Here is a 21,792-nt window from a genome sequence, read left to right on the forward strand (position 1 = left end):
TTCTTTGGAAAAAGTTTTACACGTTTGTACTTTGAACTTGTAAAATTTAAACCAAATGGATCATGAAAATAGGTAAAAAACGGGATTTAATAATCTGTACGCTGTTGATAGGGTCACTGGCTTTAGCTGCTTTCCTTGTAAGTTGCTCTGAAGACGGAAGCATTTTCGGCCCAAATAATAACGGGCTGGGGACCGTAAATTCTACCGAGGATACCGAATACAGCGCTATTGTAACTATGTTTACTAATATAGCTGAAGGTGCTGAAGCTCAGGTAGGCTCCGACATTACCGGCTGGGTGCTCGGTGCTATGGGAATTGCCGGCTCGAGTGGTACTAATTATTCACAGCAGATCGCTAACATATCCGAACAATTAGATTCAATTATTACACTCCTTGGGGACGTCGATAATGAACTCACACAGATAAATCAGACTTTATTGGCAAATAATTGCGGATACCAGAGTTCAACACTGCAAGATGCGATAGGTGAGATCAAGGAGCTTTATAACCAGTATAATGCCATGTTGAGCGTTGCAAGTGTCGGGGACACAATACCTGATACAACTATGCGCAGCTGGTCGGATAAGGTACTTGGTAATAATCCGGGATGGACAGATATTGGATCACAAATGGGACATATGCAAGAAAACCTGGAGAGTAATTCAGGAGCTATATATTCCTGTGTAAAGGCTTTGCGTTTACCTGAAGAAAATATGTTAAATGGGGATACATCTTACTATAATGGTGTTGACGCAATAACCAATTATTATTATTACTGGCAGTCCCTTGGGTTACTATTGATAAGTGAAGCAAATCATTATTACGCATGGGTGGAAGCTGGAAGACCCGGGGGAAGCACTCTTAGTGCAGACTCGATACAGGCTGTGTGCAACGCAAATGGAAGTGCGTTATATTTTTGTAACGAATCAGGAATTGAAACGAACCAGCTTTACAATTCACTTCTTACTCAGATGACATACGGTGGAGCGCAGTACACTTCCGAGCATTTTATATTCCAATACAGCTCTACAAATCCGGTCGTGTGGACACGCTCTCTGGAAGACTTTACTGTCCAGGCAGGTTATAATAATTGCCGGATGCCGTTGTATAATGGTGAACCTTGCGGTCCCGCCGCAGGTTATTTTTATACAAAACTAACTGATACTACTTACAGGGGATTATCGGGACTTACGTTTGCAAATTCTACCGACCTTATACAATGGATCGATGTTACTGCGGCAAGCTCATACGGTGCTCTCTATGAATACCTCGATGCCCAGGGTTTTAACTCTATGATCAGCAAGACGGTGATAGCCTCCGACTCCATTAATATAACTTTTTTTGATGCTAATGAAACATCTGCCGTCATTCCTTTCTTTACTTCTAATGAAAGTGTTCAGAATATGTATAATCATCCAACTGCTGTTGTACAGGATGGCACTACTTTCTCCTGGGTTTTTTACCCTAAACAACAGTCAAGTAATTTATGTGGTTATCATGAAGAGTACACGTCAACTCCATACAAATATTTTACAAATTCAGGATATCAATCACATGATGGCTGGACTAATGGTACCGGTTACGTTGAAAAATGCAGTGATGGTTCATATGTTTCAAATTTTCATTTTGAAACATATCCGGGATTTTCAGCAGTTGCCCAAAGAAACGGTTCCGTTGGGAAAAGGTATCTCTGGCCGGTAGTACACGCATTAACAGCAAAATGCACGAACGGGCGTTCTAATGTCGGTCCCGGCGGTATGCCCACAATGTGCTCTGATAATTTCACGTCATTCCTGAATTCTAATGTTCCAAGACCGCCAACGTGCAAAAACAATACGTTGAATACACCATGCGTAACATTGAATTAAACAAAATAAAAAGAAAGAGAATGAAAAGGAATAATAGTATAAAATTTATCGGTGTCTTGTTTGTTCTGACAGCTCTTTTTATGTCAAATGAAAATGCAAATGCGCAATCTGAGTGGCTTGATTACGGAAGCGGAAATTCTATTTCGATCGAGATTGATAAACCGTTTATAGCTCAAGATAGTTTAGGCGGATCGTTAAATCCCGGGTTTAGTGGTTTATCGGCGGCAATCTACCTGACAGGTAGGTATAATATTTATAAGAATCTCACACTGGTTGCCGAGCTTCCATTCGTGAATGGGAAACTTGATTATGGAGCCGATTCACTAAACGACCTTAACGAAAGCGGGCTAAAGATCGGCAATCCTTACATTGGAGCTGAGTATCATCTCCCTAGGTCTCCGCTGATGTTTGAGCTTGGGCTTAGAATTCCGGTCGTTTCAAAAGATCCCGTTGCCGGAACAGTTGTAGGTGTACGCGCTGATATCGACAGGTCTGAAGCATTTATAAGAAAGATCGTTCCGGTGTATGCAGCAATAAATTTCCGAACAGTAACGGAAAATAATATCCTTATTAAAGCCCGTGTCGGCGGGAATCTCTGGTTCAATACTAAAGTACTGGGATTTTACAACCAGCCTGAATTTTCAGCAGACTACACTCTTCAAACCGGATATATGGATAAATATGTAAACGTGATCGTTGGTTTGACAGGAAGATATGCAGTAGATTCCGGTCCGGAATATCCCGATAAATACAACTTCGTTCAATACGGATTATTAATTACCGTTCCCTATAAAAATATCCGTCCGGGATTTAATATCAGGGTACCGGGCGAAGACGCTGATAATCTTTTTAATTATGTCTTTGGTCTTAATTTTACTTACGGTTTCGAATAAACACTAAAAAAATTACGGGGAGAATTTTTCTAAAAAGATGAAAACAATTAAGAATTATATAGCTATATTTGCAATTCTATTTTGTGCCGTGAGCGCATACGCGCAGGACGGAGAATATAAATGGGTACACCCCACCCCGCAGGGAAATACTCTTTACGATGTAAAAATGTGGAATGCAAATAACTGGTATGCTATTGGTGAAGGCGGGTTATTTATGAAGACGACCAATGCGGGAGTGAACTGGCAAATAAAAAATAACCTGTGCAAAAGAAGCGATGGATATGTGTCTTCTACTTTATACAGTATGTACTTTTTTGATATAAATACCGGCTATGTATGTGGGGAAGGAGGAAAGTTGATTAAAACAACCAATGGTGGTAATACATGGGATACTATGACCGTTTTGAATAGCGATGAGCAATGGCATGACATGTACTGGCTTAATTCGACCACCGGTTTTCTCTGCGGCGGAACAAATGTTAAAGCCGCCAGGACTACGGACGGAGGAGTAACCTGGACGCAATTGGGTAATCCGCCATCGAGTATAAATTACTATGGTATTTATGCGTTTGATGCCAATAGTGTTATTTGCGCTGCAACTAACGGTAACGTTTATAAGACGACTAACGCCGGTGTTAACTGGAGCACAGTTATTACCGGGGCGTCAATACTTTTGAACGTAAATTTTATCGATAATAACACCGGGTATTTAAGCGGTTCTTTTGGTACCGTTATGTGGACAACAAATTCTGGAAATTCATGGACTGATATTAATGCCGGGCTTCCATCCTCCAGCTATGTAGACATAGACTTTAAGAATATATCGGGAACAGATTATGTTTTTGTTACGGGAGACAATACATTTGTCTACCGGGCTGTAGTTGGTACTAACAGCTGGGATTCTATCAGGATCCGTCCCCTTACACAAAATGTTGCGCTACCTTATTATTCGACGGATGTATCATTTACAGGGGATACCCTTTTATCAGTCGGTGTAGGAGGTTTGATCAATACGCGATATGGTTCGAATGGTGCATTTTCATTTACTAATTATGTCAAAAGAGCTTCTTCATATGACCTTTGGGCGGAAAGCTCTGACGGCAGGGTCATTGTAGTTGGTCAAACCGGAGGTGTGGACCAGGTAATGTATTCGACAAACGGAGGTTCGAACTGGCAGGCAGGTAACTACTCGTCTGTAAGCGGTCAGACCCTCCTTTGTATTTCTATGGTGAATTCGTTAACAGGTTATGCAGCAGGTACATCAGGTGTTGTTGCTAAAACAACCAACGGAGGAGCAAATTGGAATTTAACCTCGCCGACAGGATCGGGCTCGGAGATCGACGACATTTTCTTCTTGAATGAAAATACCGGCTGGGTAGTCGGGTGGCAGGGAAATAATTTCAAAACAACCAATGGAGGTTCAAACTGGACTCCCATTGCACCAGATTCTGTGTCAGGAGCCTTGACCTGTTCTTTCGTTGACGCAAATACCGGCTGGATAGGAGGATATCAGGACTTATATAGAACGACAGACGGCGGACTCTCCGCAACATCGTTTGACGCGGGCCTTGGGACAGATGATGTTTACGGCATTCAGTTCCTTAATGCCAATACCGGGTTCCTGTCATCTCAAAACGGGAGAATGCGAAGAACTACTGACGGCGGCATATCGTGGGACACCATTGACGTCCCAATTGCAGCCAACATCAGCAGATTTAATTTTATTGACAGGTATAATGGAATGGCATCAGGCAGTTTTGGAAACATCTTTCGGACCAGGGATGGGGGTGATACATGGGAGATCAGCAATACGTCAGGAACATTTAGCGGTATTTTATCAATCAAGATGACAGCTACCAACCGGGCTTTTCTTTGCGGATCCAACAATGTTGTATTTAAATATATTGAAACAGTAACAGGTACACCTGAGTTAACGTTTTCAAATACTGTTACGGAAGGTTACTTCCTGGAACAGAACTACCCTAACCCGTTTAATCCTTCCACTACGATAAGATTTGGGTTACCAACCCAGTCATTAGTTTCGTTAAAGGTATATGATGTAACCGGCAGGGAAGTCGCAAATTTAATCGACAATGAGCAAATGAACGCCGGAGTAATAACTAAAAATTTCAACGCAAAAGGTCTGGCATCGGGGATATATTTTTACTCATTAATCACGGACAATAATGTTGTTTCAGGAAAAAAAATGATACTTATAAAATAGCAACGTTTAAAAAGAAGTAATTGAATAGTAAATTTAAGGATGAAATAGAAAAGAACGTTATTATTGTCAAAAAGATAATAAAGGATGCGTTATATAAGAAGAAAAAAAGCGGAATCGGTGATACGCTTTTAACAGAAATGATAATAATGAGCGGATACCTGTCACACTTTCTCGAGGACGGCAGGAAAATATCAAAATCGGAGCATAATCATATAATGAAGATGATGTCCAGATTGGAGGAAATAAAGAAAGAAACAGATAGAGTTTAAATTCTTCCATGATTAAGTAAGAGAATCATCTCACTCCGATGTCGTGATGAACGGGGGCTCCGGTCCCCGTTTTTTATTGTGATATTTTGTTGTTGTGGTAGTGTGTTTGTGTTTGCTCTTTAACCCCCCTCTTTCCCCTCTACGAGGTCGTAGACCCCTTTGTAAAAGGGGGGATGATTTTATCATCCTCGTTTTTAGTTTATGTTAATGGATTTAGTTTATTTCATCGTTTTAGTTTTATCTTCTGGATTCCCGCCTTCGCGGGAATAACAAATAATAAACAGGCTAGCCTGATTTCGTTGTATCATACGTTATACAGTATTCTACGGTATGTATCCCACAGAGGATAAGGATACAACTGCTCCTTCTGCCAAAGGCGACGGAACACCTTCACGCGATCAGAATCGCATTACAGACGGCTGAACTGTTTCGCCGGACTTTTTAGTAGAGGTCCGATCCAAAGTCACTATTAGACTCTCACCGCCGCAGGGAATGCACTTATCTCCCTGCCACAACATCCCTCACTGCACATACATAGCAGTTTGCATGAAATGATCCTCTCACAATCGATGCACAAGGGACAGCTTATGCTGCCGGTATAGACCCTTCGAACAGAAGTAATCAAGCGGTCCCGCCCGCCTAGCGACCTAGGACATTGACAATCTTTACTTAAGCAACAGTGAAAGCGATGCAAGTTAGACAAACAGAACACCGCAGAGCGCGGATATTACCGTTCCTGCCGTAAATACCGGGTTCATCAAACGCCGAAGGCGTGCCTACTAAGAAACAAGCCGACGGCAGAACCTAGTTATTCGAATAACCAATGCAAAATAATGTGAAGTCAAGTTAGATTAAATGAAGAAAGGGTTATATACGTATATATACTTTTTGTTGTGTTGGTCGCATGAGGTACAGAGACCGAATAATGTGTTTAGCAACGTTTAGAAGTGCGGGTCTAGATCCCCGCCTTCGCGGGGATGACAAGGGGGAGGTGGGAATGCAAGGGAGAAAGGGTTATATACGTATATATACTTTTTGTTGCTCAGTGCATGTACTTTTGACCGCGCAAAAGTACCAAAACGCGCCGGCTCAATAAAAATTACCTAAAATTATTTCCGTTTTTCTGTTCGGGAAAATAAACTCGCAGCTAATAGCCGTATTAGTATTCGGATGAACTTATGCTCAGACAGAATTTTCCCGCCCTCGATAAATCGAGGTGCACAGAAAACTTCATAATTTTTACGGTAATTTTTATAATGCCGTATATTGGAAGACTGCGTCTTTCATGGAAGATATTCTATGGAATAATAGTTATTAGACCCCATCATTCGTGGGATGGCAAGGGGGGAGGGTGAAATTGAGAAGGCTGCGTCTTCTATGGAAGATATTTTATGGTCTAATAGTTATTAGACCCCATCATTCGCGGGGATGACAAAGTGTGGGGGAGGAATTGATGCAACACGAGGATTTATTTTTTCGTAACAAAGGTAGTTCATTATGTATCACACCCTCACAATTTTATAAATCCATAAAATATATGGCATTATGCGCATTTCTATCTTTGGAAGGATAGCATTGGTTATGTTTATCCTGGGAATTCCATTATTTTCCTGCACCACTAAGGTTATAGAACCAGAGCAAACAAGTGTGACGAATACCGAGTATTTCGTAGGAAGCCGGAATACAAGTTCGGTGAAGAGATATGACTCGACCGGAGCATACATTGACGATTTTATATCATCCGGGTCAGGAGGGCTAAATACTACTCAGGATATTTTATTCATACATGACAGCTTATTACTTGTAACAGGACGCGGTAATACGGCAATAAAGAAATACAGTTCATCTACAGGGGCTTACCTAGGAGATTTTACGAGCGGGTATGCACTGGATAATCCGACGAAGATGCTCAAAGCAGGTTCCTATATATACGTTAGCCAGTGGGGGGTGTCACAAAATAAGATCGCGCGTTTCGATCTTGATGGAAACTTCATAGGGGAGTTTACGAGTGTAGGCGTGCCGAACGGTTTGGGAACGGCGTGCGACCACGCGGGCAATTTCTATGCGGCATCATACGGCACAGGAGCTAATGGGAAGATAATGAAGTTCGACCCGGACGGTACATATAATTCTGTATTTGTAAACACAGGAAACGTAGCGGGACCCAGTAATATATGGTTTAACAATTCGACGGGTGATCTGTATGTGACAGATTGGACGCTGGGGAAAGTGCAGAGGTTCGACAGCACGGGAAATTTCCTCGGCACATATATTTCGGGGTTATCCAATATAGAAGGCTATGCTTTCGGAGAAGACGGCTCATTATTCCTATGCGACTGGACACAGAACCATGTGAACAAATATGACAGCACGGGCGCTTTTATAAGTATATTTATTTCAGCAGGTGGATTAAATCACCCGAATTGTATAGCAGTGAGGTAGGTGTCAAACTAAAATCTGCTTGATTCAGCTTATACTATTGAAGGCGTTCAAGGATGCCTTTTCTTTTGACAATATTTTTATAATCCCACTGGATCTTCTTCGATTCATTAAGCCATCGTTTCAAAGCCTTTAGGTCTATCTGTTCTGAATCCGTATACCGAGCTTCAGCGGCCTTGAAACTGCCTTCAGGCTTAAGACCTTTCGATTTGAATGATTGACCACTCCAGAAAAGCAGGCGAACACAGTCTTTGAGTTTGCTGTAACCAACAATCGGGTTGCCATCCAAAAACCATACCGGGTGACCGTGCCATATTTTGCTTTCCGATGAGGAGAGATTTTCATCAATTTCTTTTCTTAAGATCTTAGCGATCTTCTTTTCTTCTCCTGCCAAGGAGTTGTTGTATGCCGGGATCGTTTTTGTCATAATAAGTTCGATAAATTCATTGAAAAACCGCAATTTCTGTGTGCGGGTAGAATACGGTAGGAAAAGTACATTAGGCATTACTGTACTCTACCATTACCTGATAAAATTTTGAAGTGGATGATATAATGCCACCTATTGGTTTATGTTTTTTATTTGTTATTTTTTCTTGAATTTTATTGACAAGAGTGGCTACATCGGCATCCTCTTCCACATAATAACTTTTTACATTTTGGATTTCCTTGGAGAAATTTAAAGATAGAAAACATATTACAATTCTCCTTGCCTGGCTTTTAGACTGATTACAATACCCAACGATTAACCCAGCTCCAATTAATAAAATGAAAATTATAGGGATCCAAATTAGAGTCGTTTCATCTTTAAGGAAATAAATTGATTGGGGTAGATTACTTTCACCCTTAATCCCCAAAAAAAGTAATATTATTAAAGTTAACAACCACAAAGAAAGTCCTATCAATCCAGACCTGGCCATACGGTTTAACCGGCGGAGGTATTGTACTTCCTCGTCAATATGTTTTGCAGAATCATTAACATGAATTGCCAAGCATTCAATCAAATTATAATTATCGTCTTTTGTGTCACTAATCTCAGCACCACTATTATTGCACTTACAGCCTATTTCCTTAAGGCATTTTATTTGAGTATTCAAGGATTCTTTAAAGTCAGTTACAATTTTATTGCGAGCATTTCTTAATATAAATCTTGTCAGATTCATAGCCGCGCCATTTGATCCAATTCCAGCTAAGTATGAAACTGACAATAATAGTAATATTAGAAAGACGTTCTGAGGTAATCCTAATTCTGGGATAGGGATTTTAAGGTATAAAAAGAAAAGAAATGGAGATAATGTAAAAATTCCCGAGAGAATATATTCTAATATTATAGTAGGGTATTCCAGCTTCATTGTAAATTTATTAATGACTAAAGACTTTATAAAGCTACTATAAAATTAAGATATTGTCAATAGAGAGGCAATTAATACATATGAAAAAAATCTGCAATTCTGCTGGCTCTAATTATGGGACCTGATTGTTAATTTATTAAAATGTCACGTAATTCAAAGATTTCTAATTCCAATTTTCTAATTTGAGCGATTTTACTCTTGATATCTCTTTTAAGAACCCTGATTGACTTAAAATATACTTCTCCATTTCCTTTGGTGTCTGTATAAAATTTGGTACGCAACATACCATTTTTATTATATAATGACCAATTACCGTGAACTAAAATGTTTCTAAAGAGATTAATTTTAGTAAGTGCATCTTTTATTTCTTTAATTCTTTTCTTCTTTCTTGGTGCCAAATTTGAGGCCAGGGTTAAGTATAATCTGTAGAAAAGTTTAATCTTATTTTGCATCATTAAACCTTCAATTATCTGATAACCCATTTCATGAGATGCTGAATGTATTATATCAGCCAAACATACATTCAATTCATTTTCAAGAGAATTAAAATAGATAATAAATGATCCAATCAAACAAGAAAATCTAGCATCTATTTCAGTAATATCAAAATCATCATTGTAGGAATAATCGTACTGTACAATTTGTTCTAGTTCAGTTCTTTCCATGATAGACTATTTAAGTATTAAAATATAGATATTTTTTCATTTGAGGATATTAAGGTAGGATTTGTGGAGCTAAGGGGAGTCGAACCCCTGACCTCTTGAATGCCATTCAAGCGCTCTACCAGCTGAGCTATAGCCCCTACACTTTTGGCAAAGTGTAGTAAATTACCTATTATGGAGCGGAATTTCAAAATAAAAAACCGTAAACAAATTACGTAAGAACGAGATTCCATTTTGTAAATCCCTCATCGGAATCAGTACTCAGGGCGGCATCCTGCGACCAGCTGGCTATGTAAGTCCAGAAGGAGTCTCTCTGCCACGCAAGAGTATCGAAGCTGGTAGCAACCAGCCTGATCTTTTGCACGTAGAGGTCAACATTATCTTTAATCCACATGTCGGAGCCATTGATCTTGAGCTGAATAATAAGATGTCCGTTCATCCCGTTCGAAAATTCGAAACCATATCCCGGGTATGGCATTGGACTTTGGCTGATCCCGGGCGGAAGAGATGGTGTCTTGTCATTTTTTCGCGGGAGCTTGGTAGAACCGATATAATCGTAATTTCTTATCGCACCTCTTTCCAGGTCATCTTCGGTTGGATAATCGAGGTTGAGTGTACGTAAGTTCACTCCATCCCTGATGACGAGGGCTTGAACGAGGCTATCCGTTCCGGCGAACGGAGCGTCCTTTGTATGGACATTAAGCCGGATTGCACCTATCCACATAATAATACTCTCCTTTTGATTTAGTTTAAAGGAACGTTAGTTTGTATTTGCAGATAAGTGAAAAGGGAAATCAAAAGGAAGGTTGAGTCAGTTATTTAATTCTAGGGAAATGCAATCTCAAAGTCAAAGAAAAAATTTTTAAAATGTTGTTAGTTTTGAGTTCTATATAAAAAACCGGGATAAATATCCCGGTTTTTAGTTATAACAACATTAAATCTTTGTTATTCCGGCATAGGAATGCTATCCTTATGCTCTGTGAGCCATTGTTCGAATGTTTTTAGTTCGGGGTTTAATTTCCTCGTCTCATCAAGATTCCTGTGTGCTTTATATTCCTCGTCAAAGTCGCGTTTGAACTGGAACATATTGCCCATTTCGTCCGCACCGGGAAAGTCGAAACTACGATACACGTCAGCAGGCACCTCATTATATTTGACTTCGACTCCCATCACTTTGCCGAATGTGTCCGCCATATCCTGTCCGGATAAATGTTCACCTGCTACACCGACGGTTTTACCGATGTATGAGGGATCTTTGAAAATGCCATAAGCTGCTTTACCGATATCCTCAGCCCATATACCCGGCATTTTTTTGTCACCGAGCGGGAAGGTAATGCCGAGTGTTCCGTCGGGACCTTTTTGCGGTCCGAGTCCGAAGTAAATATAATTATCCCAGTAGAATGAAGTTAAAAGGAAAGTAGTCGGCACGCCCAGGTCGGTAAAGTAATGATCGGCTTCGGCTTTTCCGTCGAAGTGCGGTACTTTGTATTTTTCCATAAGGGTAGGCATCTGATCACTATCGAGAGGAACATAATCACGAACATCCTCGAACGTGGACCATATAGCATGCTTAATGCCGGCGGCTTTAGCGGCTTCAGCCATATTCTTTGCTTCTTCTTTTTCCTTTTCCGCAGATAGGTGATCCCAGAAGAAGGTTACGCAGAATGCTCCATAAGCACCATCGAAAGCTTTTTTAAGGCTTTCAACATCATCTACATCGGCTTTTACTACTTCAGCTCCCATATCAGCGAGCGCTTTTGCTTTATCGGAATCGGGGTTTCGAGTAAGAGCTCTAACGGAAAATTCGCTATTCGGGTCGTTAAGGATAGCTCTTGCCAATCCTCCTCCTTGTGCACCTGTAGCACCTACGACAGCAATAATTTTTTTCTCAGGCATAATTTTATTTGTTTTAAATGATTTATTTAGGAAGGTCAATGAATACAAAATTAAAGAGATTTAAGAAATAATTAAGTATAAGAATATTTGCACTAAAGAATAAATTTAATTTTTACGAAAGAATAATCTTGATAATATAGTAGTTTACTATGATTACTATAGTTTATTAATAATTTTTATGGAATATTTAAGTTGAATAAATTAAATTTGGAAAACAATATTTTATGGAAGAATCGAATGTCTCAAAAGTTTATGTAACCAGTCCTGTGAAGGTTTCAACGACGTCTGAACAAAACGAGGACATTGCTTTTAGCCAAGTTGCTAATGAAAAAAGGTCATCGAAGGTAGCAATTTTGTTTTGTCATGGAATGGGACAGCAGGTTCCATACGAGACAATAACGAATGTTGCTGAAGCACTTCAAAAAAACATTAAGCAAGATACTTTTAAAATATCTCAGGCCTTATTTGGGGATGATACTTATGCCAGAGTTGAGGGAGTTATAGAAAACAAAAATGGGGAAAGAAGAGAAGTTCATATTTACGAGGCGTATTGGGCACCTTTTTGCGAAGGACAGATATCATTTTGGGAAACAGTAAAATTTTTGATAAGTTCAGGTATGGCAGGTATTGGCTTCGCTTTTGGAAAAGGATTTGTAAGATGGATATTCGGTGGTTTTAGAAAGTTTAAAGAGAGCTGGTTAAAAATCCCGATCTTTGTATTAGTAACTTTGGTAGTTGCAATTATTAGTTTTGGACCGCCACTCCTTATATGTTATGCTATATTCAGTGGTAAGGAACTAAACATTTTGAATGTACTTTTGTATTATATACTTCCAGTAGGTGTCACAGTAGGCGCATATAATTTTGTGAAGAAATTTATTGGAGATGTCGCGATATATGTTTCGTCACATAAGCTTAACAAATATTATGAAACCCGGGCTAAGATAAAGGAATGCGCTTTAAAAATTTCCAAGTCGATCTATTCAGCTATTTCGGATGATGATGGAAATTATCTGTATGAAAATGTTGTATTGGTTGGACATTCTCTAGGGTCGGTAATAATATATGATACCTTAAATTCACTCATCAATATGGATGATATTGCAGACACATCGAAGAAAGTAAAAAAACTGAATATACTTGATAGGACAAAATACTTAATCACCTTTGGTTCGCCTTTAGACAAGACAGCTTTCATTTTTAGGAGCCAAGTAAAAGAGAGATCAGAGATCCGTGAAGCCCTTGCGGCCTCAAAACAACCTATGGTAGTAGATTACAGATTCAGACCGGATAGATGGGTAAATATTTACAGCTGGCTTGATCTTGTAAGTGCTAGATTACGGTATTATGATTGGCCGGAGTGGGAGGATAGTAAAAATCCCAAGAGAATAATAAACTTACAAGATAGAGAAGCATTGACATTGGCAAACTTACTTGGGATCTTTTATTTAAGGGCACATAGCCAATACTGGAATCATGATCTTCTAGTAAGTACGTTACTGAAGGCTGTTTTTGCAAGATGAATCAGGCTTCGCGGCTTTCGTCGTCTTTGCTAACGGGTACGTTTTTTAAGAAATCGGAGAGTTTGCGGTCGCTGTAAGTACCGTATGCATCTACAAGAATACCTTTTTTCCCGTCATTAGTATGGATGAGATATAGTACAGCCATATCACCGGGATCTGTTTCGCCCTCGAACCGGTATGACTTTGTGATTAGAAGATCTTCCGGATAGTATTGTTTAGTATCTTTGCCGAGGGTCATCTTGCCCTCACTAAGACGGAATTCATTTACATATCCATCACCGGCAACTTTATTCATAACCTGCGAGAGACTTTTTTCGTCATTTTCCACGTGAAATCAGATTTTTTGAGTTTAAAGTTTAAAATAAAAAGGATAATTTGGGTATTCAATGATAATTACTCAACCTAATGCTGAAAAGTAAGGCACTTGATATCCTTAAGGCTTTGTCACCGGAAGAAGTAAAGGACTTCCGTATATTTCTTTCGTCTCCTTATTTTAATACAAATAAGACAATTATAAGATTCTATGATATCCTTATGAAGTATTATCCGGATTTTAACTCCCAAACATTTACAAAAGAGAATATTTACTTGAAGCTTCATCCTAGTACCTCATACAAAGATGAAGTGATAAGAAACCTTTTGTCCAGGCTTCTTTTGCTAGGTGAGAACTATCTTATGCTAAAGAGCTTTGAAGTATCAGAATACCGTAAAGACCTCCATCTTATCAGTGAACTGAATAAGCGCAGGATCTCCAGTTTATTTGAGAAGAACGTAAAGAGAATAGAAAAAACTCTTCCCGAAGTAGATACGGACGGGAATAGTTATTTAATCAAATTTGAGCTGGAAACCGAGAAATTTAATTTCAACCTTGCAAATAAAAAGATATCAAGTCCACTTGATATAGAAGATGTAATGCAGATATTAATAAGCAGAGGTGAAGATTTGATCAACTTTTTTATTCTGATGCATTTAAAGGAGATGGATTTTTTAGAGAAATTTCAGAAAATATATAATTACGATATAGGGGACACACTTCCTACGGATTTTTCTAAGAGGATAAAGCTTACGGGTGTTTTGGAGTACCTTATAAACCGCAAAGATAAAAATTCAGTCATTTACGAGATATACTTGAATATGATAAATGCTTTTGAAAATATAAAGGACCAGGAGTACTATAAGAAGTTTAAGAAATTATTGATCGAAAATGCTGATATAATAACCCAAGACGAAAGACATTATTTATTTGGTAAACTGCTCGATTACGGTACGCTTAAACATAGAGTTGATAAGAGCTCTTCGTTTGAAGAGGAACACTTTGTTAATTACAAGATGTATCTTGAGAATGAATACTTTCTTCATAGTAAAAATATGTATCTACCAATAGACCTATTCAGGAACGTATTGATATTAAGCTTACGTAGAAATGATTTTGTGTGGTCTGAGCAATTTATAAATACATATATAAAGAAATTAAAAGAGGACTACCAGGAAAACACGTATCATTATTCTATGGCTTTCCTTCATTTTCAAAAGGGGGAGTATGAAAAAGCACTGGAAGAAGTAAATAAGGTAGCATATGATTATTTTGCATTTAAGTATGATATAAGAAATCTCAACTTGATGATATGTTATGAGCTAGGGAATTGGGAAAGCGTTAAATCAATAATTGAATCTTATAAGCGGTTTTTAATAAACAATAAAAATGTTGGAAAAGAAAGAAAAGAATATTTTGGAAACTTCCTTAAGTATTTAGGGAAACTGGTGAAAATAAAAGATGATATTAACAAGCCTGCAAAATTGGAGAGAGATTTTCTTAAGAAAGAAATAAATAAAACTGAATATATTCCCTACAAAGAATGGGTGCTTCAAAAAGCAAATGAACTTTAATTAGTTATCCTCAAAAATATTTCTTTATAATCACTTCCTTGCGAATAAGTTTTATTATTAATACATTTACATCATTGCATACAAATTAAAATTAATAATTTTATCAATTCTAACTCAAGGAGAAAGAAAAGTTGACAATTACAGAAATAGAATCAAAGGTGATGGAAATCGTATCCAAAGAGATGGGTCTAGATCCATCTGAAGTAAACGATGATACGAATACCAGCGCTCACACAGATAATCTTGTTATGAAGTACGAAGAGGAATTTGATGTTATAATTCCAGAAGATGATCAGAATTTCCAAACTATTGGCGAAGCGGTTACCTGTATAGACAGCCTTATGAACGGGTAAGCGAAGGATCTATCCCTTTAAAATATCATATTTTTCAGTCATCTCGTCAGTCGTAGCGCTAACATAAGGGCATGCGGCTGTATGATCGGGCTCTTTTGTTTCGAGCTTTGGGTCGAACGTTGCGCATTCCGGTTTAGCGATAGGGCATCTAGTACGAAAGACGCATCCGGAAGGTTTATTTAATGGCGAGGGTACATCACCTTTGAGGATGATGCGCTTTTTGTCGCGGAACTTTGGGTTTGGAAGCGGAACCGCCGAGAGTAAAGCGCGGCTATAGGGATGAATCGGGTTATGATACACTCTTTTACCCGGACCAACCTCAACTATTTTGCCGAGATACATCACGGTTATACGCGAGCTGATATGCTCAACTACCGATAGATCGTGAGCAATGAACATTAAACTCAGGTCGAACTCTTCCTGCAGATCCATAAGCAAGTTGATAACCTGCGCCTGGATAGAAACATCGAGCGCCGAAACCGGCTCATCTGCAATGATAAGTTTTGGATTTGTAGCGAGAGACCTTGCAACACCAATCCTTTGTCTTTGTCCGCCGGAAAATTCATGCGGATATCTTTTTGCCTGCTCTGCCTGAAGTCCAACCTTTTCGAGAAGCCATGCGACCCTTTCTTTTCTTTCAGCCTTTGACATCTTTGTATGATAAATAAGAGGCTCCTCAATGATCTGTCCGACGGTAAGACGCGCATTGAGCGACGAATACGGGTCCTGGAAGATCATCTGTACATCGCCGCGATACTTCCTCATTTCTTTGGGCTTTAAAGAAAGCAGGTTAATTTCGCCATCCCCTGTCCTGAGCCAGATCTCTCCGCTTGTGAATACATCCGGAGATCCGAAACGTAGAATGTTGATGACGGCTTTTCCGAGAGTAGATTTGCCACAGCCTGATTCACCGACGAGTCCCATGGTCTCGCCTTTTTTGACTTCCAGCGAAACATTTTCGACCGCTTTTACATCAGCAACTTTTCTAGAGAATATCCCCCCGGTTATGGGAAAATCAACAGTAAGGTCTTTTATCTCCAGTATATTTTCAGGCTTCATATTATTGAGCTTTAGCAGTTTCTTTTTCGTAAAGGTGGCATCTTACAAAATGCCCCGGTTCGAGCTCCATCAATTCGGGTTCGACGTCACAATACCATGATTCTTTAATTTCCGGACAACGTGTACAGAATTTACATCCTTTAGGTAACTCGAGTATGTGAGGAATAAGTCCCGGAATCGCATTCAATCTTGTGTCGGTTTTCTCCGCAGGATTAGGCAGAGAATTGAGCAAGCCTTTTGTATATGGGTGCATTGGATTATTGAATATAGTATCTACGTCACCGATCTCCTGGATCTTTCCGCCATACATTACTATCACTCTGTCACATGTTTCTGCCACGACGCCAAGATCGTGTGTAATGAGCAGAATTGCGGAGTCTTCTCTTTCATTTTTCAGTTTTAACATCAGGTCAATAATCTGTGCTTGTATGGTTACATCCAGCGCTGTCGTAGGTTCGTCGGCTATGAGAAGTGACGGGTTGCACGCAAGCGCCATGGCTATCATAACGCGCTGTCTCATACCTCCGCTAAACTGGTGAGGATAGTCTCTCATCCTTTTTTCAGGGCTCGGAATGCCCACCTGAGCCATCATTTCGACGGCTTTATTGAATGCTTTTTCCTTGTCAAGTTTTTGGTGGCGTACTATAACCTCAATAATCTGATCTCCTATCCTCATAACAGGGTTGAGAGACGTAAGCGGTTCCTGAAAGATCATAGTAATCTCGTTTCCCCTGTAGTCCTGCATATCATCGTATGTCAATTTCAAGAGGTCTGTACCTTTGAAAAATATCTCGCCTCCGACAATTTTACCGGGGGGATCCGGAATGAGACGTAGGATAGAGTTTGCGGTAACGGATTTGCCGGAACCGGACTCGCCAACGATTCCTAAAACTTCACCTTCATAAATATCAAAACTTACACCGTCTACGGCTTTAGCGGCTACTTTTCCTTTAAGCTTTTTGTCGGCAATAATATGATGAGCGGCCTGCTCTTTGAGATTAGCATCGCTATCCTCTACAAAAAAGTAGGTCTTAAGGTCTTTGACTTCTACGAGTTTTTTTCGAGACATTATATTATAAGATTTCCAATTTCAATTTAAAATCTAGCGTAACCTTGAGTAAACTTTCGGATCAAACGCTTCACGAATAGCTTCACCAATAAAGACGATCGCAAGCAGAGTTAAGAATAATGAAGCAACCGGCGTAGTGAGAAGCCACCATTTGGTAATATCAGACAGACCCTGGTTCATAAGCTCTCCCCAGCTAGGTGTAGGCGGCGGAAGACCAAATCCAAGATAATCCAGCGCCACAAGCGAATTAATATTTGCGACAATAGCAAACGGGAGGAATGAGATGATGGGCACGAGGGAATTGGGGAGTACGTGTTTTAAAATGATCACCCTGTTTTTAGCACCCATAGACACCGCTGCCTGAACGTATTCGCGGGATTTTTCTCTGTAAAATTCGCCGCGTATATAGTAAGTAATGCTCATCCAGCCAAAGAGAGTAAGTATTACAGCAAGGATTATGAAATTAGGCTGAACGATCGAGCTTATTATAATAATCAAATAAAAGAAGGGGAGAGTGGACCATATTTCTATCATTCTCTGACCAATGATGTCGACTTTACCGGCATAGTATCCCAATATAGCTCCAAGTAATACCCCGATGAGATAGCTCAAAGCCGAGACAACTATAGCGAAGGATATCGAAATATTAAAGCCATACATGAGCCTGGCAAAAACATCACGCCCTCTATTATCGGTACCGCAGAAGTGTTTCCAATCCGGCGCGGTAGGGGGGTATCCCTCTATTTCATCCAGAAGATTTTCATTTGGTCCGTATGGGTAGAGGGGCATAAGCACCCAGTTATCACCATCCTGCTGTTTGAACTGTTTGTTAAGCAGGCGATAGTTAGCTTCACCCGGAATATCCTGTCCAAAAGTTTCTGACGAATAGAAATTGAATACCGGATAATAATTCTGACCATTGTAGTGAACAATGAGAGCATTTCTATTGATCAATAACGGCAGGGCAAATGATATCAGATACGCAAATAAAATAATAAGAAAAGAGTAGTAGCCTCTTTTAATGGTTTTAAATTTTTTCCATCTTTTTTTGAGTATGGAAACAGAGACTTCACTGTCCTTCTTATCCTCTTCCGCTTTAACATCAATGAACGTAGCGTCGCTGGGAGTGGGAGTGAGGATAACCGACTCATCCTCAACAGGGTCGTGTTTTTCTATATTGTCCTCTGGTTTATTCTCGTCGGAGTTATTATTTTCCGGATCGTCAATCATTTTATAAGTAATGGTTATTATTTAAATCTTATACGCGGATCTATGACCGCATATAACATATCGGAAATAATATTTCCTATTAGAAGCAAAAGGCTCGATATGACCAATATCCCCATAACAACGGGGTAGTCTCTTTGTATAATGGATTGGTAACCGAGAAGTCCCATGCCGTCAATATTAAATACTTTTTCAATTAGGAAACTGCCGGCAAGAACGAGTGAAATTGCGTGTCCTAATCCCGTTGCTATTGGAATAAGTGAATTTCTCAAAGCGTGCTGAAATATAACACGCTTTTCGGATAATCCTTTTGCGAAAGCGGTTTTTACATAGTCCTGGCTTAGATTTTCGATGACGGAGTTCTTAGTAAGTATTGTCAGTGTAGCAAAGCTACCAAGCATATACGAGATAACAGGAAGCGCCGTGTGATGAAGCAAGTCAGTTACCCTTTCAAAGAAAGAAAGGTATTCCCAGTCGGGAGAGTGAAATCCGCCAAGCGGGAATACATCCCAAAAACTTCCTCCCCCAAACAGGATAAGCATCAAACCTCCGAAGGCAAATCCCGGCATAGCATAGCCGGCAAATACGATAACAGAGGAAGTAAAATCGAAAGGGGATCCATTCTTGACAGCCTTTATTACTCCGAGAGGAACGGATACAATATATGTTAGAATAAAACCAATTAATCCGAAGTATATTGAGATAGGAAACCGTGAAATAATAACGTCCCACACAGGTTCGGCATACACATAGGATCTTCCGAGATTGAACTGCGCCAGATTTCCCAGCCATTTGCCATAGCGTACAAGGTAGTTAGGTTCATCGAAGCCGTAAAACTTTTTCATCTCTTCAAGAGCAGATTCAGGAATGGTAACAGTCTGTCCGGTATTTCCACTGCTTGTACTTACATCGCCGCCCTGCTGGTTCATTCCGCGGAGTTTCATAAGCTCCATTTCGAGCGGTCCGCCCGGAACCATCTGCAGAATGATAAATGTAATCAAGGTTATACCCAGGAATGTAGGTATAATAAGAAGAAACCTTCTAATAAAATATCCTGTCATAGTTTTAGATCGTTAAAGAATTCAGTTAGTTTTCCATGTCAGGAACTTCATCAGGAGTAATTGCTACGTTAGTCCCGGAAACTTCCTTTTCTTTTACTTTGGTCCAGTATTTCACATCTATATTACCTTTGTCCATGGTAATATTATTGTCCGTCTTAGCCTGGTTGTACTTTTCCAGTTTTTCGGCATCGATATACCAAAGAATCGGGATTGCATACTGGTCGGCATCAAGATTACCTTCAGTTCTGGGAAGAACATATTTGGGATAACCGAATTTATTATGGAATGCAAGTCTGGTAAAAGGACCATACCATGCAAATGCATATCCATACTGCTCGGTTGCAATTTTGTCAATTTCCTGAACTAGCCTTACCCTTTCGTCTCTGTCAAAAGAAAGATTGTATTGATCGCATAGTTGATCGATTCGTGGGTCTTTAATTCCAGGCCAGTTAGTTGTGTTTGGTTCGTCGGCTGTATTAGACTTCAGGGAGCTTTCCGGGTTTGGTACCCTTAAGCCGCCCCAGTTGATCGTTATCATATCAAAATTCCTCTCGTTACCAAGCTGGAAAGCAGTAGTACCGTCAACCTGTCTAAGGTTTAACTTGATGCCTGCTTTTTTGCAGTCCTCCTGGTAAATAGTAAGATAACGCTCTTGAGAAGGTGCACCGTAAACAAGTTCAACCTCCAGCTGTTTACCATCTTTTGTCCTATATCCATCAGCATTTTTTTCGGTCCAGCCCATCTCTTCGAGAAGAGCGATCGATCCGTCAAGGTTGTATTCAACTTTAGGATCATCCGGATTTTCATATATACTTCCGGGGTAATAGGAATACATCATTTCATATGAATTGAAGAACAGTTTTTCGTTGAATTTTTTTCTGTCATACAGCATAGCAAAAGCTTTACGCATTCTAATATCGCTGAAGAAAGGCCTTCTCATATTAAAACATATTCCGCCTGTGCCTGTAGGTTTTTCATTATATACACGTTTTTTAACAACCAATCCGCGTTCGTAATCAGGGAAGTTGAACTGTTCCTCCCAGCGCTGAGCCTTTAAGACATTGATAACGTCCAGATCACCTTTTTTGAATTTTTCGAATTCTATAGCGTCATCGGAAACAACGTCAAAGCGAACGACATCGAAATTATTTATTCCCGTATTAAACCGTTTATCTTCCGCCCAGTAATCACTTCGCCTACGCATAGTGATCGACTGACCTTTTTTGATGTTTTCTTTGTCAATAATATAAGGACCGGATCCGTTAATCGGTTCGAATTGAAATTTCTCAAGGAAGTCCTTACCAGATAATCCTCCGATAATATGTGAGGGAAAAACAGACATACTGGCGAAATAGAGAAACTGTCTCCAATTGAGTTCCTTGGTTTTAACTGAAACTATATATTTGCTTTCCGCAACAGGTTCTTCATAAGTATTGTAGAGGATATTCGAATATGGTGAAAGGATGCCCGGGTCAACGAGGAGCTTCCAGGTAGCAACAACGTCTTCGGCAACAACGGGTTTTCCATCAGCCCACCTGGCATCGGGATCAATTCTAAATTTAAATTGTCTTTTATCTTCAGAAACCCACCAGTGAGTAGCGAGCCTGGGTGTATACTTTTCGTTTACAGGATCGATCCCCAGCAAAGACTCGAACACCATTTTCTCTGCCATTCTGTTAAAGTAGGAATTTTCATCTTTTCCAATGTTCCTTAGTGTTGAAGGGAAGTCCGCGATCGACATAGTAAGGTAACCGCCTTTATTAGCATTGGGGTCTCCCATAATATTATAATCAACATAAGTCTCCCATCCTTCACCGGTAAAACCTTCGCCGCCCATTTCAGCAGATACGCTTGGGTCAGCGCCGGGAGGAGTATCGAATTGTTTAACTGAGACCGGTTTTGTATCGGTAACAGATCTTTTCTTTGTTGTTCCACATCCAATTAGTAATGCGGAGATCAAAATTACGAGAATGATCGAAAATGGTATTCTAATGTTCTTCATGATAAATATTT

At 39.7% G+C, this 21,792-nt stretch carries 19 protein-coding genes and 1 tRNA gene; 8 read left to right on the forward strand and 12 right to left on the reverse strand.

Annotated elements, in window-relative coordinates:
* Positions 1 to 62 precede the first annotated feature (62 nt).
* From H6614_10880 to H6614_10900, 5 genes are all read left to right on the forward strand, one after another.
* Positions 63 to 1,868: a hypothetical protein gene (locus H6614_10880; protein ID MCB9244170.1), complete on the forward strand. Its 1,806-nt coding sequence runs from the start codon at positions 63 to 65 to the stop codon at positions 1,866 to 1,868.
* Positions 1,869 to 1,888: 20 nt separating this feature from the next.
* Positions 1,889 to 2,761: a hypothetical protein gene (locus tag H6614_10885; GenBank protein MCB9244171.1), complete on the forward strand. Its 873-nt coding sequence runs from the start codon at positions 1,889 to 1,891 to the stop codon at positions 2,759 to 2,761.
* A 37-nt stretch (positions 2,762 to 2,798) separates the two neighbouring features.
* A complete protein-coding gene (locus H6614_10890) occupies positions 2,799 to 4,985 on the forward strand; it encodes a T9SS type A sorting domain-containing protein (protein MCB9244172.1) in 2,187 nt (728 codons plus the stop codon).
* Between the two features lie 20 nt (positions 4,986 to 5,005).
* Entirely contained in the window at positions 5,006 to 5,254 is a 249-nt protein-coding gene (locus tag H6614_10895) for a hypothetical protein (GenBank protein MCB9244173.1), read from the forward strand.
* Positions 5,255 to 6,799: 1,545 nt separating this feature from the next.
* On the forward strand, positions 6,800 to 7,696 hold the full coding sequence (locus tag H6614_10900; protein MCB9244174.1) for a hypothetical protein: 897 nt from the start codon (positions 6,800 to 6,802) through the stop codon (positions 7,694 to 7,696).
* Positions 7,697 to 7,730: 34 nt separating this feature from the next.
* On the opposite strand, the gene H6614_10905 is transcribed toward H6614_10900, so the two are convergent.
* The 6 genes from H6614_10905 to H6614_10930 all read right to left on the reverse strand — a co-directional run bounded on the left by H6614_10905 (position 7,731) and on the right by H6614_10930 (position 11,600).
* On the reverse strand, positions 7,731 to 8,120 hold the full coding sequence (locus tag H6614_10905; protein MCB9244175.1) for a DUF1801 domain-containing protein: 390 nt from the start codon (positions 8,118 to 8,120) through the stop codon (positions 7,731 to 7,733).
* A 70-nt stretch (positions 8,121 to 8,190) separates the two neighbouring features.
* Complete coding sequence (locus H6614_10910) at positions 8,191 to 9,042, reverse strand: hypothetical protein (protein MCB9244176.1); 852 nt, start codon at positions 9,040 to 9,042, stop codon at positions 8,191 to 8,193.
* 128 nt (positions 9,043 to 9,170) lie between these two features.
* Positions 9,171 to 9,707 (reverse strand): hypothetical protein, encoded by a 537-nt coding sequence (locus H6614_10915; protein MCB9244177.1) that lies wholly within the window; start codon positions 9,705 to 9,707, stop codon positions 9,171 to 9,173.
* 64 nt (positions 9,708 to 9,771) lie between these two features.
* Positions 9,772 to 9,844: transfer RNA gene (locus H6614_10920), tRNA-Ala, on the reverse strand.
* Between the two features lie 71 nt (positions 9,845 to 9,915).
* Positions 9,916 to 10,428: a hypothetical protein gene (locus H6614_10925; protein ID MCB9244178.1), complete on the reverse strand. Its 513-nt coding sequence runs from the start codon at positions 10,426 to 10,428 to the stop codon at positions 9,916 to 9,918.
* A 221-nt stretch (positions 10,429 to 10,649) separates the two neighbouring features.
* Entirely contained in the window at positions 10,650 to 11,600 is a 951-nt protein-coding gene (locus tag H6614_10930) for an NmrA/HSCARG family protein (GenBank protein MCB9244179.1), read from the reverse strand.
* Positions 11,601 to 11,824: 224 nt separating this feature from the next.
* Between H6614_10930 and H6614_10935 the strand changes: the two genes are divergently transcribed.
* Positions 11,825 to 13,123, forward strand: coding sequence for a hypothetical protein (locus H6614_10935; GenBank protein MCB9244180.1), 1,299 nt, complete (start codon positions 11,825 to 11,827; stop codon positions 13,121 to 13,123).
* Position 13,124: 1 nt separating this feature from the next.
* Here H6614_10935 and H6614_10940 read toward each other — a convergent pair whose 3' ends face one another.
* Positions 13,125 to 13,451, reverse strand: coding sequence for a hypothetical protein (locus tag H6614_10940; GenBank protein ID MCB9244181.1), 327 nt, complete (start codon positions 13,449 to 13,451; stop codon positions 13,125 to 13,127).
* Positions 13,452 to 13,528: 77 nt separating this feature from the next.
* On the opposite strand from H6614_10940, the gene H6614_10945 reads away from it, so the two are divergent.
* Together H6614_10945 and H6614_10950 are read left to right on the forward strand one after the other, a co-directional pair.
* Entirely contained in the window at positions 13,529 to 15,010 is a 1,482-nt protein-coding gene (locus tag H6614_10945; protein MCB9244182.1) for a hypothetical protein, read from the forward strand.
* A gap of 131 nt (positions 15,011 to 15,141) precedes the next feature.
* Positions 15,142 to 15,363: an acyl carrier protein gene (locus H6614_10950; protein ID MCB9244183.1), complete on the forward strand. Its 222-nt coding sequence runs from the start codon at positions 15,142 to 15,144 to the stop codon at positions 15,361 to 15,363.
* A gap of 9 nt (positions 15,364 to 15,372) precedes the next feature.
* Here H6614_10950 and H6614_10955 read toward each other — a convergent pair whose 3' ends face one another.
* The 5 genes from H6614_10955 to H6614_10975 are packed head-to-tail and all read right to left on the reverse strand — an operon-like array spanning position 15,373 to position 21,781.
* Positions 15,373 to 16,422 (reverse strand): ATP-binding cassette domain-containing protein, encoded by a 1,050-nt coding sequence (locus H6614_10955; GenBank protein MCB9244184.1) that lies wholly within the window; start codon positions 16,420 to 16,422, stop codon positions 15,373 to 15,375.
* Between the two features lies 1 nt (position 16,423).
* Positions 16,424 to 17,491, reverse strand: coding sequence for an ABC transporter ATP-binding protein (locus tag H6614_10960; GenBank protein MCB9244185.1), 1,068 nt, complete (start codon positions 17,489 to 17,491; stop codon positions 16,424 to 16,426).
* Between the two features lie 33 nt (positions 17,492 to 17,524).
* Positions 17,525 to 18,721, reverse strand: a complete 1,197-nt coding sequence (locus H6614_10965) for an ABC transporter permease (GenBank protein ID MCB9244186.1) — start codon at positions 18,719 to 18,721, stop codon at positions 17,525 to 17,527.
* Positions 18,722 to 18,738: 17 nt separating this feature from the next.
* A complete protein-coding gene (locus H6614_10970) occupies positions 18,739 to 19,779 on the reverse strand; it encodes an ABC transporter permease subunit (protein MCB9244187.1) in 1,041 nt (346 codons plus the stop codon).
* A 25-nt stretch (positions 19,780 to 19,804) separates the two neighbouring features.
* Positions 19,805 to 21,781, reverse strand: a complete 1,977-nt coding sequence (locus H6614_10975; GenBank protein ID MCB9244188.1) for an ABC transporter substrate-binding protein — start codon at positions 21,779 to 21,781, stop codon at positions 19,805 to 19,807.
* Positions 21,782 to 21,792: the final 11 nt, after the last annotated feature.

Source organism: Ignavibacteriales bacterium (assembly GCA_020635255.1).
Taxonomy (GTDB): domain Bacteria; phylum Bacteroidota; class Ignavibacteria; order Tepidaquicellales; family Tepidaquicellaceae; genus JAEYVS01.

Coding starts and splice junctions, on each gene's coding strand:
- H6614_10890 (MCB9244172.1), top strand. CDS start 2,799: ATGAAAACAATTAAGAATTATATAGCTATATTTGCAATTCTATTTTGT.
- H6614_10935 (MCB9244180.1), top strand. CDS start 11,825: ATGGAAGAATCGAATGTCTCAAAAGTTTATGTAACCAGTCCTGTGAAG.
- H6614_10915 (MCB9244177.1), bottom strand. CDS start 9,707: ATGGAAAGAACTGAACTAGAACAAATTGTACAGTACGATTATTCCTAC.
- H6614_10900 (MCB9244174.1), top strand. CDS start 6,800: ATGCGCATTTCTATCTTTGGAAGGATAGCATTGGTTATGTTTATCCTG.
- H6614_10885 (MCB9244171.1), top strand. CDS start 1,889: ATGAAAAGGAATAATAGTATAAAATTTATCGGTGTCTTGTTTGTTCTG.
- H6614_10965 (MCB9244186.1), bottom strand. CDS start 18,721: ATGATTGACGATCCGGAAAATAATAACTCCGACGAGAATAAACCAGAG.
- H6614_10910 (MCB9244176.1), bottom strand. CDS start 9,042: ATGAAGCTGGAATACCCTACTATAATATTAGAATATATTCTCTCGGGA.
- H6614_10955 (MCB9244184.1), bottom strand. CDS start 16,422: ATGAAGCCTGAAAATATACTGGAGATAAAAGACCTTACTGTTGATTTT.
- H6614_10905 (MCB9244175.1), bottom strand. CDS start 8,120: ATGACAAAAACGATCCCGGCATACAACAACTCCTTGGCAGGAGAAGAA.
- H6614_10970 (MCB9244187.1), bottom strand. CDS start 19,779: ATGACAGGATATTTTATTAGAAGGTTTCTTCTTATTATACCTACATTC.
- H6614_10975 (MCB9244188.1), bottom strand. CDS start 21,781: ATGAAGAACATTAGAATACCATTTTCGATCATTCTCGTAATTTTGATC.
- H6614_10930 (MCB9244179.1), bottom strand. CDS start 11,600: ATGCCTGAGAAAAAAATTATTGCTGTCGTAGGTGCTACAGGTGCACAA.
- H6614_10960 (MCB9244185.1), bottom strand. CDS start 17,491: ATGTCTCGAAAAAAACTCGTAGAAGTCAAAGACCTTAAGACCTACTTT.
- H6614_10945 (MCB9244182.1), top strand. CDS start 13,529: ATGCTGAAAAGTAAGGCACTTGATATCCTTAAGGCTTTGTCACCGGAA.
- H6614_10880 (MCB9244170.1), top strand. CDS start 63: ATGAAAATAGGTAAAAAACGGGATTTAATAATCTGTACGCTGTTGATA.
- H6614_10925 (MCB9244178.1), bottom strand. CDS start 10,428: ATGTGGATAGGTGCAATCCGGCTTAATGTCCATACAAAGGACGCTCCG.